Annotated in this window: 11 protein-coding genes; 2 read left to right on the forward strand and 9 right to left on the reverse strand. The window is 46.2% G+C overall.

What is annotated here, in order from left to right:
• Positions 1 to 5 precede the first annotated feature (5 nt).
• From J8Z23_RS17085 to J8Z23_RS17125, 9 genes are all read right to left on the reverse strand, one after another.
• Positions 6 to 1,574, reverse strand: a complete 1,569-nt coding sequence (locus J8Z23_RS17085; protein ID WP_434635594.1) for a DUF1800 domain-containing protein — start codon at positions 1,572 to 1,574, stop codon at positions 6 to 8.
• Positions 1,575 to 1,980: 406 nt separating this feature from the next.
• On the reverse strand, positions 1,981 to 3,243 hold the full coding sequence (locus tag J8Z23_RS17090; RefSeq protein ID WP_432609345.1) for a hydroxymethylglutaryl-CoA reductase: 1,263 nt from the start codon (positions 3,241 to 3,243) through the stop codon (positions 1,981 to 1,983).
• A gap of 350 nt (positions 3,244 to 3,593) precedes the next feature.
• Positions 3,594 to 4,811 (reverse strand): mannose-6-phosphate isomerase, class I, encoded by a 1,218-nt coding sequence (gene manA / locus J8Z23_RS17095; protein ID WP_434635595.1) that lies wholly within the window; start codon positions 4,809 to 4,811, stop codon positions 3,594 to 3,596.
• A 124-nt stretch (positions 4,812 to 4,935) separates the two neighbouring features.
• The gene (locus J8Z23_RS17100; protein WP_005480243.1) at positions 4,936 to 6,276 is read right to left on the reverse strand and encodes an MFS transporter; all 1,341 of its coding nucleotides are present in this window, start codon (positions 6,274 to 6,276) and stop codon (positions 4,936 to 4,938) included.
• Positions 6,277 to 6,282: 6 nt separating this feature from the next.
• A complete protein-coding gene (uhpB, locus tag J8Z23_RS17105; protein WP_434635596.1) occupies positions 6,283 to 7,785 on the reverse strand; it encodes a signal transduction histidine-protein kinase/phosphatase UhpB in 1,503 nt (500 codons plus the stop codon).
• Positions 7,785 to 8,393 carry a transcriptional regulator UhpA gene (gene uhpA / locus J8Z23_RS17110; protein ID WP_104970830.1) on the reverse strand — a complete coding sequence of 203 codons (609 nt, stop codon included), beginning with the start codon at positions 8,391 to 8,393 and terminating at the stop codon, positions 7,785 to 7,787. Before uhpA ends, uhpB begins: the two co-directional genes overlap by 1 nt.
• A gap of 138 nt (positions 8,394 to 8,531) precedes the next feature.
• The gene (gene uhpT / locus J8Z23_RS17115) at positions 8,532 to 9,926 is read right to left on the reverse strand and encodes a hexose-6-phosphate:phosphate antiporter (protein ID WP_104970731.1); all 1,395 of its coding nucleotides are present in this window, start codon (positions 9,924 to 9,926) and stop codon (positions 8,532 to 8,534) included.
• 405 nt (positions 9,927 to 10,331) lie between these two features.
• On the reverse strand, positions 10,332 to 11,162 hold the full coding sequence (fdhD, locus tag J8Z23_RS17120; protein WP_434635597.1) for a formate dehydrogenase accessory sulfurtransferase FdhD: 831 nt from the start codon (positions 11,160 to 11,162) through the stop codon (positions 10,332 to 10,334).
• Between the two features lie 53 nt (positions 11,163 to 11,215).
• Entirely contained in the window at positions 11,216 to 12,100 is an 885-nt protein-coding gene (locus J8Z23_RS17125) for a LysR family transcriptional regulator (RefSeq protein WP_005460961.1), read from the reverse strand.
• Between the two features lie 667 nt (positions 12,101 to 12,767).
• On the opposite strand from J8Z23_RS17125, the gene J8Z23_RS17130 reads away from it, so the two are divergent.
• A complete protein-coding gene (locus J8Z23_RS17130; protein ID WP_434635599.1) occupies positions 12,768 to 15,092 on the forward strand; it encodes an FdhF/YdeP family oxidoreductase in 2,325 nt (774 codons plus the stop codon).
• Between the two features lie 297 nt (positions 15,093 to 15,389).
• Entirely contained in the window at positions 15,390 to 15,866 is a 477-nt protein-coding gene (locus tag J8Z23_RS17135) for a DM13 domain-containing protein (protein WP_434635600.1), read from the forward strand.
• The last annotated feature ends 101 nt before the right edge of the window (positions 15,867 to 15,967 follow it).

Consider the following 15,967-nt stretch of genomic DNA (forward strand, 5'->3'; position numbering starts at 1 on the left):
CACTCCTAATCCTGAATATAGAATTCATCGCCGGAAATGGCGGTAAAAATCACCAAGGCGAGCTTTGTTGTTGGCACATAGTCCTCACGATATTCATCTAACACGGTGAGCATGAGTTTTTTTAATTCCGCCGAGGCCGTTCCTGCAAAGAAGCGTTCGTTAACCAGCTCGACTAAGGCATCGTGATCATCCAAAAGAAGATAAAACTCGCCGAGATCGAGTGTGTAGGAATCACCGCCGCCTCTGCGAGTGCTGGTCAACATATAGTTGACCAAATCGGTATAAACAGACCAGTTCAGTAGCTCATACTCCGGAGAGCTAATACCAGACTCCGTAAACTCGTTAGATGGTTGGTAATCAGGAGAGTAAAAATTAAATACGGAAGGAGAACGAAGAGGTCCTTGATTGGCGATATTCATCATCGTAGTGGCGTCTTCGTAACGTGTAGATTTGATTGTAAAACCCGCGGCTCGATGAAAATTAGTTAGGACTAGTATTGGCTCTTTCACTTTTATTGGAGGGGTATCTGTCATGCCTAGAGCCTCAGAATCGAGCAAGATGGCATGAATGACCGCGTTTAAATCTCCTTTTTCTCCTTCGCCATTGTTATTGAATACCGAAGCAACACGTGCGATGTACTCCGGACTTGGATTCGAAGTTACAAAACGTTGGATAAGTAGCTTAGAAACAAACGGCGCCATGTTTGGATGAGACATCAAAATATCGATCACTTTTGAAAGCTCTTCTTGCGCAGTTAAACCAGCAGGAATTGTGTTACCAAGCAATCGTTTCTCGCCATCATCGTGTCGGTGGCTGATGACTCGCATCGGTTCGACAAACGCTAAATCGGCATTTTTCCACCCAGTTAATGCTCGAGCGAGCTCTTGAATATCCGTTTGGGTATATGTGGGGATAGGCTTACCCGTTGTACGATCAAGCTTTTTACTGCCATCGATATTCAGTTCATACAAGCCTAGGGTGAACAACTGCATCAACTCTCGAGCGAAGTTCTCATCAGGTAATGCACCCGTCGTGTTGTTCTCTTTTGCGCTACCGAGCATGGACAAATAGCTGCCCATAACAGGATGAATGGAAACGTCATATAATAAATCTCGGTAGTTGCCAAAAGCGTTAGCAATCAATACATCATAGTAGTCGACTAGACCAGTGGGCTTACTGGAAAGGACACCGCCATAGCGAGAGACCACTAAGATCTGGCTTAATGCATACGCCATGCGCTGTCTGAGTTGATCATCAGCGGTAATAACAATTTGATACCAAGCGTTTTCTCGATTGGATTGTGCGCCTTTGGAAAAAGGTGTCCGATAGAGCGGTTGATGATAGGTGGCAGGAAGGTAGATTTGTTGAGATATCCAACTTTCCATCCCGACTTCTTCTACCTCATCAATTAATGTTGGTGTTGGCCCAAAAGTGCTCTGATAGAGGAAACGCGCAACGGTTTGATCGGAGGGCGTTAGTTCCATTTCTGCTGGTACTGAAGGGACGTAACTTAGTAATAAGATAATCAACCCTAGTACCCAACAAGAGATTTCATTCTGTTTCTGACGTCTCATAGTTAACTCGCTTACCCGAGGGAACGACTTAAATCCATTTAACGGGAGTGATTAAGCTCATTTGAGCTAAATAATAAATTTAGAAAAATCAAGCAGCTGCAGGAACGAGTATAGTCTCTATAAGTGACTAACAAAAAACTCAATCTATGAATTTGGTACTTTAGTGCTAGATGTTTTTGATACTTATTTAGGTAACGTACTGATATTTAATATCGCGTGAGAATAGGGTCAAACAGTGATATAGCGAGGAATGTGTGGTGATACTGCAATAATGCGGTCAACGTGAGAGTGATGCAATTATTAAGTCTGCAATATAACTTAAACTAATTTGTGAGCTAATAAATAAAGTTGTTTTATTGGCACAAGAGAAAACCGCATGGGTGTTCTCTTGTACAAAGTAAAAGGATTATTTTCTAGCAAGTTTATGGTGAGCCCGGGAGAAGTGATCGGCACAAAATGCGCCCACAATCGAGAGTTCGCCAGCCAGACAAAGCGCGGCCGCGACTTCGGCTAAGGCTTTCGCATTGCCGTTGCCGTGCAAACCCAAAATATCCAAACATGCCTTTTGCGTTGGAAGGCCAGTGCCCCCACCAACCGTGCCAACCATGATGTTTGGCAAGGTCACGCACGCGTACAAGTTGCCTTGAGCGTCCACATCCATACGAGTGATGCCAATGGCAGACTCTGCAACGCAAGCGGCATCTTGACCACAAGCAATGTAAAGCGCGGCAAGGGCGTTTGCGTAATGCGCGTTGACACCAATTGTCCCGCTGAGTAAACCACCCACCGTGGTCATTTTGCCAAATTGAACCATAGACTCTGGCGTGGTATGCAGATATTTTTCCACCAACTCAGCAGGAATGGTGACTTCGGCGGATACTTTCTTACCGCGTACCGAGCGCAGTGTGTGCGCGTTTGGTTTTTTGTCGCCTGATAAGTTGCCATCCAAGAAGGCTTGAGTTGGTTTGATTGGGCTGGTCGCCAAAATATGATGGAACACTTCGTTTGTTGCGATGGTCACCATGTTTTGTCCGGAAGCGTCACCAGTCACGTATTCAAAGACCAAATAAACGTGGTTTCCTTCGATATTTACATTGATGTCTTTGAGTTTGCCATGTGAGGTGGTGGATTCCGCTATTTGACGAAATACGTCAAATTGGGTCACAACCCAACTGACGAACTGGCCAGCGTTTGCAAGGTTATTAAAGGCGAACACTGGTGTTCGGCTCACTCCTTCACTTAGTAACAATGCGCTCGCGCCACCAGCGGCGGTAATAAGATTTGCGCCACGGTTGTAGGAAGCGACTAACGCGGCTTCTGTCGTTGCGAGCGGAACCAAAAAGTCATCGTTCGCATACAAACCGTTGACGCGTAAAGGGCCTGCGATGCCGACCGGCACATTGACAGTACCAATGAAGTGCTCGATGTTGTTGGAGTAAGCGTCGCAATGTGACTGCGTGAAAGGATCAAGAAGATGATCTTTATTGGTCACGTGTTCCAATACTTGCCAACGGCGCGCCAAATGCTTATCCGATAGGCCAGGGCTTAAGCAGAGACGTTTGTCTGGCTTGTGAAACTTCGGTTCTAATGCCGATTGAATCTTACTGCTGGTTTCGATATCGGAAAGGGCGGAGCTTTGAACAGGGTTATCTTGGTTTAACTTCGGCATACAAACGTTAACTGAAAAATCGAACCAGAGATTGTAGTGATTGGGGCTTTGATTACAACGTTGATTATACGTTTTGCAACAAATACCACTGTGTGAGCGCCTTTGTTATCCAAGTAATTTGATATTGGAGCGGAGGATTTACCGGAAATAAATGGGTTTTGACAATGAGTGCTGTAGTGAAAAGAAGAATCGGGGGTAGAGAACTTAGATGGCTTAGGCCGCTGCGGATTTGAGTCGAAAAAGTGTAAGCATGAGTACCTTAAAAGCGGACTGGCTCAATCTATGAAAGGAATAAATTGTCTAACCCAGTCCCTTGGGTCAGACGCTAGTTTGAATCAGTTGTTCAAAAACTAGTTGAAGGCGCGAGCCACACGTCCCGCACTTTGAATACGGTAATGGCCAACGTAAGCAGGAACAAATACAGATTGTCCTTTCGCGGCGGTTAACGTCTCACCGTTATCACTGATGAGTGTCAGGTCGGCATCAATCGCCATCAAAATCTCTGCGCTGTTTGCCTCAACCACTTCATTGCTCGGTTGGTTAAGAATGCTGAAACTAAAGTCTGCCACTGGAACGGGGTAAAGGCTCTGGCAACCATTTGCATTGGGTTCAAGAACAAGGCTGTTAAACGGCTTAGGCACAAAGTCTGTGCATTTAACCAGTTCTTTAACATCCATGTGTTTCGGCGTGAGTCCTGCACGCAAAACGTTATCTGAGTTCGCCATGATCTCTAATCCCGTACCTTTAATGTAAGCGTGTGGCGTTCTTGCGCTCAGGAACATCGCTTCGCCAGGTTGCAGCGTGATGACATTCAACAGTAATGGCGCAAACAAGCCGACATCGCCGGGGTATTGAGTGGATAGATCCAAGATGAGCTGGAAAACGTCGCTGTCAGTGCCTTGCTCCGATTGACGTGAAGCGTGGGCAAGAAGCTGTTTCAGTGCTCGCTCTTTTGTTTCTCCTTCCATGGTCAGAATGTGCACAAAGAAATCTCGCAAACCTTGTGAGTTGATTTCGCGTTTGAATGCATCTAATGGCGCGCGTAGCTCATCGATATCACAAAGGCTAAATGCCTCAATAATCTCGCCATACGAGCGAAAACCGTTCATGGCTTGGTAACTTGTCAGTGCGTATACCAACTCAGGTTTGTGGTTTGGATCCTTGTAGTTACGATGGCTCGCGTTTAGTGGGATGCCAGCACTTTGCTCTTTTTCGAAACCTATTTCAGCATCTTGTTTACTTGGGTGAACTTGAATCGACAGCGCGTGTTCGGCCGCTAAGATCTTAAACAGAAAGGGCAGGTCGCCAAATTTCGCTGCGGTTTCTGCTGATAAGTAAGCGGGTTGGTTTTGTTTGATCAGTTCAGACAAAGGCAGCGTGTTTTGCTCCACCTGAACTTCAGAGCAGCCGTTTGGGTGAGTACCCATCCATACTTCTGCTTGAGGCTCATTCGTTTCGTTAGAAAAGCCAAACAAATCGTGAATAGAAGAGGTGCTTCCCCAAGCGTAGTTTTGGATTTTGTTGTTCATTTGAAAGAAGCTATGCGATGAAATAGTGTTCAAATTCATGAATTTTTCCCATAGTTAACCCTCCGAACTGAATCGGAAGAAAAATTGAGCAGAGATACGTTAAATAAGGAGGGCGAGCGCGGTTAGGTCACTCGCCAATTTGCCCTAAGGGCGATAAGTCGATTTACAACCGAGGTTTTGGTTCGAGTGGTTTTCGTGATGGTTGCGCTTGCAAAAATGGCAGCAACAAAAGGCCAATGACGGCTGCACAAACTGAAATAGTGATGAAGAAACCCGTCCAATGATATTCTTCAAGAATTAACGCCAGTGGATAACCAGACAATGCTGCGCCCATGTAGGCGAACAAGCCCACGAATCCTGTCGCCGCGCCGGCAGAATCTTTGTGAGAGCACTCCGCCGCCGCCATACCGATCAGCATTTGTGGCCCAAAGACAAAGAAGCCGATGGAGAACAATCCCGCCGCTTGGAATGCAAAGTTGGTCAGGGGCATCAGCCAAAGCGCAGAGACAGATAAGAAAATCCCAATCGCGAACAGCAAGTTCATTGGCCCACGGTTACCGCCAAAGAGTTTGTCTGAGCCCCAACCTGCAACCAATGAACCAACAAAACCGCCGATTTCAAACATAGAAAGGGCAGCGTTGGCGTTAATCAGGCTATAGTGATGCTGCTCGGTCAAGTACAGGTTTCCCCAGTCATTGATTGCGGTTCGGACGATGTAAACCAACACATAACTGAACGCGAGCAGCCAGATGTATTTGTTGTTAAATACGTACGATTTCAGAATTTCGCGGTAGGTGAGGCCACGTCCGTAATTTTCTTGCGCAAGTTCTAGTGCGTCGTTGCGCCATTGTCCGACACTTGGTAAGCCCATTGTTGTGGGTTTGTCGCGCAATCGCCAACAAACGAATAGACCGAGTAATACCCCGATGATGCCGGGTAGAATAAAGCCTTCACGCCAGCTGTAGTGCAACGTTAAATAGCCCACCAAAATAGGGATCAGCGCGCCACCAACGTTGTGTGCGGTGTTCCAAATCGCCCATAAGAAGCCACGCTCGGAGCGTGAATACCAAGTGGTTAACAGCTTGGAGCATGAAGGCCAGCCCCAGCCTTGGAACCACGCGTTTAAGATCCATAGAGTAATGAAAGCCGCGAGTGAGCTAGAAAAACCGAACGCGATATTGACCAGACCTGTCGCAATCAATCCTAATCCCATGAAATAACGAGGGTTAGAGCGATCTGAAATCGTACCGGAAATAAATTTCGAGCAGCCGTAAGTAATGTAGAAAAGCGTACCGATAAGACCCAAATCGCCTTTATCTAAGCCAAGATCGGTAATCATCGCTGGTGCGGCGTAGTTAAAGGTCTTACGGGTAAAGTAGAAACCTGCGTAGCCGATGTACATCCCCAACATAATGTGCAAACGCCAATGGCGGTAACGCTGGTCGATTTGCTCGTTGCTCAGACTCGGTTGAGTAAATTTAGGTGAACGTAAAAATCCAAACATCTTGAGTTACACCTTAGGTAAAGTAATGCTGATTTGTGTGCCGATCACTTGATCGTTGGTGGAGTAGATAACCATTTTCCCACCCAATGCGTGCACACGCTCTTGCATGCCGCGAACGCCCATGCCTTTCATGCTGTCCTGAACTTTGAAACCGACACCATCATCGTGAATCCTCAGTGACACCGCCGTTTCTCCAATTGTCAGTTCAATATTGATCAACTGCGCTTCTGCGTACTTGGCTGCGTTATTTAATGACTCTTGGCATAAACGGAATAGGGTGACTTTGAGTGTGTCACTCAGGCTTGTGTAATCGCCCTGCCAGTTCAGTTGAACAGTCGTTCCGTGATTGGCGAATTCCATCTCTCGCGTCAGTTGCTCGACGGATTCTTTTAAGTCCAAATCATCCAGCATTTTGGGTCTTAGCTTGCTTAACAGTCGCTTAGTGGTGTCGTACACGTTGAGGGAAAGCCCTTCGATGGTGTCGGCGCAACCGACGCTTGTTTCTGCGTTATTTACCCGCTTGATGATGTTGGCTTGTGTGCGGATCGCCGTGATGTTCTGGCCGATTTCGTCATGTAGCTCGCGCGCAATATCGCGTCTTACGGATTCTTCCGCTTTGATAAGCTGGCGAGACAAATTCTGATTGCGTGCAAGTTCGCCGCGCAGTTTGTGATTGAGGTCTTTTTGTTTCTGAACCCCTAAGCCGAGCATAATGCCAGTGATGGTTTGCGCTGAGAGAGATAATAACAAATCGGTTATTTCTAGATTCGATACGCCGCTACGAGCCGCAATCAGCGCAATGCTGTTGAGCATGGTGGCGAGCAGGGCACCTTGCCAGCCGTAACGCAGAGCAAGCACGATGATTGGAATCGCCATACAAAATGGCGCAAATCGTTTTAGCTCTTCAGGCAAACTGGTTTGCACCAAAATACTGCCGATCAAAAGCAGCGCATAAAGCACGATATGACGCACCTGAAATACAACGGTATTACTAAGTAGGAGAGAGCTAAGCGGAGACCAACGACTTTGGAACAAATAACTCCATAACAAGTAGCACATAGGCACCACGAGCAAGCCTCCAGAAATGCTAGCCAGCCATACCATGTAAACCGAAGGAACGTGAAAACCAACGGCCATCACATTAATAAACGCGCTAATGATAATGACTGCGCTCATCACGGCTAAATGGCGGTTTTGGTCTCCGTAGTAGTATTTTTTCGCAATCAGAGTGACCGGGATACTGGCAATGCTCGCAATCAGCACGGTAAGCCACTGCGGTTGACCCAGTAACATCGCAAGTGCGATGGAAAGCCCCCACTCTGAAAGATAAATCGTTGGCCAATAAGCGGTGCGAGTGTGTAGGGCGACACCTAATCGTAAAGCGAAAGGAAACAATAAGATCGCCAGCTCGGGATCATTGACAAAGTAATAGGCAATCACCCACAAGCAAAACCAAGCGCAAGCCATAACAAATAGTCCGCAAATGGTAGTAACAGCGTAAGCTCGCATTAAAAGGACTCTTGAGAAAATAGTTTGGCGAGCTCAACGTTGTTTTTCACGCCGAGTTTGTCGATGGCATTTGCACGATGCACATGCACGGTCTTGTGGCTCAAGCCAAGCTCTGCAGCGACAGACTTTACATCCAACCCGGTCGCAAGTAGCTGACAGACCTCGTTTTCACGTTTTGTCAGTTGGCATAGAGAGGTGGTGTTGTCGCTAGGCGTTGCAAGTTTAAGTGCAATATCTGATGTGAGGTAACAGCCGCCAGAAGCACTGGTTCTCACGGCTTGAATAAGTTCGTCTGGGCTACAGCGTTTACTAAGATAGCCTTTTGCACCTAGCTTTAGTGATTTTTCTACCATCGCAGGGGAGTCATGCACGCTAAGCATCACGCAGGCAATGCCAGTTGGTATTTCGCTAAGAAAGTTTAAGCCGCTTTCATCTGGCATGGAAATATCTAGGATGACGACGTGTGGGTGTACCGAAGGCAAGCCTGTGCGTGCTTCTGCGACAGAGCCGAACTCACCAACAACGGTAATATCACTTTCTAAATTTAATAATTGTGCGAAACCCGAACGCACGATGACGTGATCATCAACTAGAGCAACATGAATCATTATTACAACCAAATAGAGCAGACGACTAACAACAACAAGCTCCAACAGGAGCCAATAGAAAAATCTTTAATGATACTGAATTGAACCATGCTTTTTAATGATCTTGCGCGCTTTACCGAAGTAAAGCGCGCAGAGAAGTTAGGCTTGGTCTTGTGCAAGTTGAAGCTTCTTCGCGTGTCGAATCTTCTTCTCTTCCGCGATAGCGACGAAAGCAAGCAAAACAATACAAATCATGGCGGAGGTATCTAGGGCTGCGAAGGTACCTTTCCAACCTGTTAAGCCGAAGATAGGTGTACCGTCTGCAATCATACCCAAGCCTAGTTTTGCAAAGCTATCGCCGATTAGGTAAGCGAAAGTACCTTTTACGCCGTCAGCCACACTGATTGCTTTTTTAGGGACAAAACCAACCGCGGCAACACCGATAAGAAGTTGCGGACCAAACACCAAGAAGCCCAATACAAATAGAGAGGCCAAGTACATGAACTCGCTAGTGGCGTGCTGGTAGAACTCAAGCGATACGATGATCAAACCAAGAGACACACAAGCAACCAATGCGCGGCGACCGTTTGCTAGGTCAGACAGGTAACCCCACATCAACGTACCCACAAGTGCACCGACTTCGAACAGAGTAAAGCCAGAGATTGCCGTTTCTTTTGACAGACCAAGCTCTTGGTACGCGTATACCGTTGACCATTGGTCGATACCGATACGAACGATGTAAAGGAAGATGTTGGCAAAGCAAAGTAGCCAGATAACTTTGTTTTTAAGAACGTATTCAACAAAGATTTCTTTTTTGGTCATCTGGTTTTCTTCTGCGGCGGTGTCTTCTTCACTCACTGCTTCATCGAAAAGTTCTTCTACTTTACCTAGACCATAAGCTTCTGGAGAGTCGCTACCAAAGCGCATACCGATAAAGCCAACGATGATCGCGATGATAGAAGGAAACACGAACATGCCGATTACGTGGCCGTCGAATAGGTAGTTAGCACCGAAAAGAGCAACACCCGCTGCGCCAGCACCACCAACGTTGTGTGACATGTTCCACAAGCCTAGGTAAGAGCCGCGTTTGTTACGAGGTGTCCATTTTGTAATGGTTGAGTAACTAGAAGGGCCACCAGTACTTTGGAAGAAACCACTCAGAGCGTAGAAAGCCACCATCAAGAACAGGCTTGCACTACCGCCGCCCATGCTGAAGCTGAAACCAAGCATTGCAAGACCAGAAAGGATCAGCATAAAAGGGAGGAATTGCTTGGTGTTCTTACCGTCAGCGTAGTAAGACACAACGGTTTTACCGATGCCGTATGTGATGGAGAAGCCAAGGCCAATAAGACCTAGGTCTGTCATGCTCAAACCGTAAGTTGAGATCATGTCGTTTTGCGCGACATTGAAGTTCTTACGAATCAAGTACATGGTTAGGTAGCCGATGAATACGACCAAGTAAGATTGGATGAACGGTTTAAACCACATCTTTCTTCTAACTTCGACAGGAAGATCGAGGGTCGGCTTCCGCACCTGTTCGAGGAATTTTAACATGATGAACTCTCTTGTAATTGTTTTAGAAACACAACGGAGACCGTTATGCGCTCTTGTTACCTTTGACTGAGCGGAATTCTAGAGAGTGGTTTTGTGAGGCACATGAGATGGTTGCCTAGATCGGCTAGGAAAAATTCCTAGAAATGCCTAAGAAGGCGGAAAAGCGTGAAAAGAGTCACACAAAGCCCTTACTAATATATGGGTTTTTGACTGAGTTTTTATCGATTGGAAAGCGTTCAAATGCAAACGGATTAATATGCGTAAGCTTAGTGGTGACAAGGGGTGAGCACGTTTGGTTGGAGAGAATAGTGTCTTGTCGCTAAGTATCAATTGGGAGTGAGAAGCAAACAAAAGAGACCCAGAGGTCTCCGTTAGAAATATTAGGAATTCGGTTAGGTCGACGTGTTAAGGCGCAGGGCTGTATAGACGCGGCGAGCCGTGTTTTGGCAAGTGAATTAGGTTCAAATGGTTTCTTCTTGCCCATTCGACGGTTAACGCTGTAGGTGCAGATAAGCAAACCAGTGTGGGGATGCGCGCGCGAACGGCTTTGTGGATCAACTCTAAGCTGCAACGGCTTGTCATGATTGCGAAGCCACTTTGAGGTGCGATGTGATTGTTGGCCAATGCGCCAATCAACTTATCTAGCGCGTTGTGACGGCCGATGTCCTCTCGGCACAACTTGATGTTGCCTTGTAAATCTGCAAATAAAGCGGCGTGTAACGCACCAGATTCACGTGCGGCTTCTTGATGCTGTGCGACTTTGTCTCGCAGCCCTTCGAATACATCGGAGCGCGGAGGAAGAGACAGTGTTAGCGGCGCCAAATCAGGCAAAGCTTGTTCCAGAGCCTCGACACCACAAATGCCGCATCCGGTTGTGCCGGCAAGATTTCGGCGCTGTGTTTTTAACGCCCAGAAAGCTCGGTTGCTGATTTCCACTTCCGCATAGTGAGATTCGTGATCGCCACCAATTTCAATGTCTTTGATCTCTTTGAAGTCGTGGACGATGCCTGTGCTTAGGCTAAATCCTTTCACGAAGTCTTCCAGATGGCCTGGCGTCACCATCATGACCGCTTGGCTAATGCCGTTATAGCTGATAGCTAAGGCGGATTCACTCGCCAGCGACATTTGTTGCACTGGGCGGCCATCAATCAATTCTCGGTAATTGAACGCACTTGGTTGAGGTGGTGCTTGATTGAAATCGGACAGTTCAAAATAAGATTGAGTAGTACATCTCATGAAATCACCTCATAAGCCGTTATGTATGCCAAAAATTGACGTGTGGATTCTTGTTATCGATTGAATATGTTTTTTGCTTCTGCAAAGCACTGATCGGTTAGCGCGGAGAAGGGTTCTTGTTTTCTCTTTAACAAACCTAGCGGGGCGTGAACGGCGGCTTCTTCGATAGGGATAATGCGAAGCGTATCGTTCAGCTCTTCTAATCCACAATTCAGCGGCATAATGGCGCAACAAAGGCCACTGGTTACTGCTTGGATCAAGTGAAAGGTGGAGTTACTTTCAATGACGGTTTGTGGAACTAGCCCTTTACTCACAAAGCTAAGATCAATCGAGTGGCGATAGTGCATGCCCTTCGAAAGCAGCCCTAGCGGAATGTTATTGAGTGACTCCCACAACACTTCAGATTCGGCAAAATCAAAATGACGCTCATCGAATAAAACGCCAAGTTTTGTCGAATCTAGCTCGATAACATCGAAGTAAGCGGTGTTAACTTGATCGACATAACACATGCCCAAATCAAGCTGATTGCGATTGAGTTGGTCTATGATCTGTTCGGTCGTCATGGAGAGTATTTGAAAGCGTAACTCAGGGAACTGTTGAGCTAATGGTTTGAGCAATTGCATCGGGTTTTGGCTGGCGAGTGGCACCATTCCAAGCCGAAGTGAACCGACCAACTGACCACGGCAGTTAGCAGCCTCGGCTTGCAATCCATCATGAGCGGCTAAGACGGTTTTCGCCCAAGCTAAAATGCGTTCTCCGGCTTCAGTAAATCCTTCAAATCGTTGACTTCTTTGGATTAATTCGAGGTCGAGTTCTTCCTCTAAGCTTCGGATTCTCATGGACAAGGTAGGCTGCGTAATGTGGCACAATGCGGCGGCTTGACCAAAGTGTTTGGTCTGTTCAAGTGCGATGAGATATTTAAGTTGTTTGATATCCATAATGGCTTGTTAACCTTGCGTTGTGAGTCACATGTACGGGGGACCTCCCTAAATAAGGGCACAGCACTACCGTACTTTTTAAGCGCTGGAGCGTTTTAACTGGGAAATGTAAAACCAAAACCAAGTCAAGAATAAAACCACACTCAAAATTGATCTGAATCAAGGCTATTCCTGATATTAATTAGGGTCAAATTTAAAGTATCTATAGTGTGATAGATACTATCTATTATCAAGAATGCCGATTTTATTGAGTTCGTTAAGCTAACTAGGTGGAATCGAATGGGAAAACGATTAACCTCATAAACTGTATTGATTAAAAATGTGATGAGCGTCAGTAGAAAAATTCGTCATAGATTTTGTTTATCACTCGGTCAGGATTATCAATTGGACGCATATTGAATAACGACTTAATCTTTGATTTAGATCAAGGCGCAACAATGCGAATTGAATCTAACAGTCTTAGAAACAGTAGGCGGGTATCCGATATCAAGAATCTAGATAAGTAAACGCTCGGACAAGCGAGAGCATGTTGAGTAGTTACTTATTTGGATTAAAAAATACATGGATTAGAAACTAAGCCCTTCAATACTTCCGCATTATCTCAATAAATAACGCGCTTGTTTTCACGGGCACCCTGCTTGCTGGTATATCTGCGAGGAGTAAAGTCGTGAGCCAAAAAGAACAAATAAAAGCATACAAAGGTCCTGCTGGTGGTTGGGGGGCATTGAAAGCCGTAACCAGAAGTTGGTGGGGCAGTGAAAATGCAGTGAAGAACATTCGCACTATGCTCAAAACCAACCAAAATGGCGGTTTCGACTGCCCGGGATGCGCATGGGGTGAGTCGCCAGATAGTGGTAAAGTCAATTTCTGTGAGAATGGCGCGAAAGCGGTAAACTGGGAGGCGACCAATCGTCTGGTTGATCCTGAGTTTTTTGCCAATCACAGCGTTTCATCTCTCTCAACGCAAACCGATTACTGGTTGGAATACCAAGGCCGTATCACGCACCCAATGCGATACGATGCCGAGTCCGACCACTATGTGCCTGTCTCTTGGGATGAGGCTTTTTCTCTTGTGGCGAAACATCTCAATCAATTGGATTCACCGCACCAAGCGGAGTTTTATACCTCTGGTCGTGCAAGCAACGAAGCGGCGTTTTTGTATCAGCTATTTGTGCGCGCATTCGGTACCAACAACTTCCCAGATTGTTCCAACATGTGTCACGAAGCCAGTGCAATCGGGATGAAAGACACCATTGGTGTTGGTAAAGGCACAGTGATCTTTGATGATTTTGAAGAAGCTGATGCGATTTTCGTGATTGGTCAAAACCCGGGCACGAATCACCCACGAATGCTCGAACCTCTGCGCGAAGCGGTAAAACGTGGTGCACAGGTTATCTGCCTAAACCCGCTGAAAGAGCGCGGATTAGAGCGTTTCCAAAATCCACAAATGCCGATTGAGATGTTGAGTAACGGCTCAGAGCCTACAAACACGGCGTACCTACGTCCTGCTTTAGGCGGAGACATGGCAGTGTTTCGTGGCATCGCGAAGTTCTTGCTGCAATGGGAACGCGAGGCATTGCAAAACGGTGGCAAAGCGGTATTTGACCGTGAATTCATTAAGCAACACACGATAGGTATTGATGAGTATTTGGCTGAAGTGGACGCAACCTCTTGGGAACACATCGCGGAACAATCGGGTCTTGATTTAAGTGAAATCGAGATGGTGGCGAGCATGTATCGACGTGCAGAACGTGTGATCATGTGTTGGGCAATGGGGTTGACTCAGCATCGTCACTCTGTGCCAACCATTAAAGAAGTCGCAAACGTGCAAATGTTACGAGGTAACGTTGGTAAGCCGGGTGCGGGTCTTTCACCAGTGCGTGGTCACAGTAACGTTCAGGGCGATCGTACGATGGGCATTGATGAAAAACCTTCAGATCTGTTGTTGGATCGCATTGAAAGTCGATTTAACTTTGCCGTCCCGCGTGGTGAAGGCCACAACACTGTGCAAGCCATTAAAGCGATGGAAGAAGGGCAAGCGAAAGTATTTATCGGTTTGGGCGGTAACTTTGCACAAGCAACGCCAGACACAGAACGTACGCACAACGCGATGCGAAACTGTAATTTAACCGTACACATTTCGACGAAGTTAAATCGTTCTCACCTTGTCACAGGTAAAGATGCGCTTATTCTTCCGTGCTTAGGCCGTACCGAGATTGATCAGCAAGCGACTGGCCCACAAGGTGTGACGGTTGAAGATACTTTCAGCATGGTACATATCTCATTTGGTCAGCTAAAACCGCGTTCGGAGCATTTGCGTTCAGAACCAGCGATTATTGCCGGTATTGCTAATGCCACACTCGGGGTAAAACCAATTGATTGGTTGTGGGCGATTGAAGATTACGACCGTATTCGCGATTTGATTGCCGACACGATTCCGGGCTTTACCGACTTTAACCATAAGCTTAAACACCCGGGTGGATTCCACTTGGTAAACCCAGCTGCCGAGCGTCGATGGAATACACCAAGCGGCAAAGCACAGTTCAGCTCTAGCGAGTTGCCGAAGCAGTTGATCAGCGAAGCGATACTCGAAAAAGGCCAAAAGCCAGATTTGATCTTGCAAACCATGCGCTCACACGACCAATACAATACGACACTTTACGGCTTGAATGACCGTTATCGTGGAGTATTTGGTATGCGCGAAGTGCTGTTTATCAATGAAGCGGATATTCGTAAACTCGGTTTTGAACCGGGAGACAAAGTGGACATGGTGTCATTATGGGAAGATGGCGTAGAGCGTCGCGTGAGCGGATTTACGCTTGTTGCCTATGACGTACCAACAGGTCAGGCGGCGGCTTACTATCCAGAAACGAACCCATTGGTTCCTTTAGATAGTTATGGGGATAGAACGTTTACGCCAACCTCTAAGTTTATTGCGATCAAATTGGAAAAATCGACATCCGATAAGATCGCTTTGGTGGAAGCAGAATAGTTCCCAAACCAGCACAACGACATTCCAGATAAGCAAACGGCTGATATCAATTATCAGCCGTTTTTAATTGCTCACTTTGCCTTTAGATCATTTCGTCGAAGGAGTGTAGGGGGCTGAATTAAAATAGTTATTTTCGTTAATAACGGGGTTATTGGATAGCACTCTAAAAGGCAGCAATTAAGGCGCATTGGTCCAGCTTGTGTATAATATTAATGAAATTAGGCTATTGGACGTATAACCTGACGGATGTCTGTATTTGAGCCGAAATCTAAGCTGATGAAACTAACAAGAAGATAGATGACCTTGAAAAGTATAATTAAATTAACGTTAAGCCACTTAGTGGCTGTTGCGATTGGTATTGCGATAGGTATCTATACTTTACCGATTCTTATTGCACCGCCTGCGCCGACCGATGAGCAAGTTTCTGAGCGCATGCAAGGTGCAGAATACAATGCAGTTGTCACGAGGGACCTCAAAGATAGCGATGCTTTTCATTGGGGAGAAGGTGAAATTCATTTGAGTTCCCAAGCTATTACGCTGGTAGGAAAGCTCGCTCCCGGGCCTGACTATAAACTCTATTTATCTCCTAAATTTGTCGAGACTGAACAAGCGTTTAATGACCTTAAATCTGAGATGAGCTTGGTTGGTGATGTCAAAACATTCAATAACTTCGTTGTTGAGGTTCCTCAAGGGATTTCCATTTCTGAATACAATACTGTTGTTGTTTGGTGTGAAACATTCGGTGAGTTCATTACTTCGGCAAAATACCAATAAATCCCATCAGAAGAAAAAGTGGTTTCTTCTTAGTTAATAAAGGTTTACTGCTCAAAGAACTGGTGCAATACATTACGTGGTACAAATGCACTAAGTGCTGC

Origin of the sequence: Vibrio sp. SCSIO 43086, from assembly GCF_051132235.1 — a bacterium.
Classification (GTDB): domain Bacteria; phylum Pseudomonadota; class Gammaproteobacteria; order Enterobacterales; family Vibrionaceae; genus Vibrio; species Vibrio diabolicus.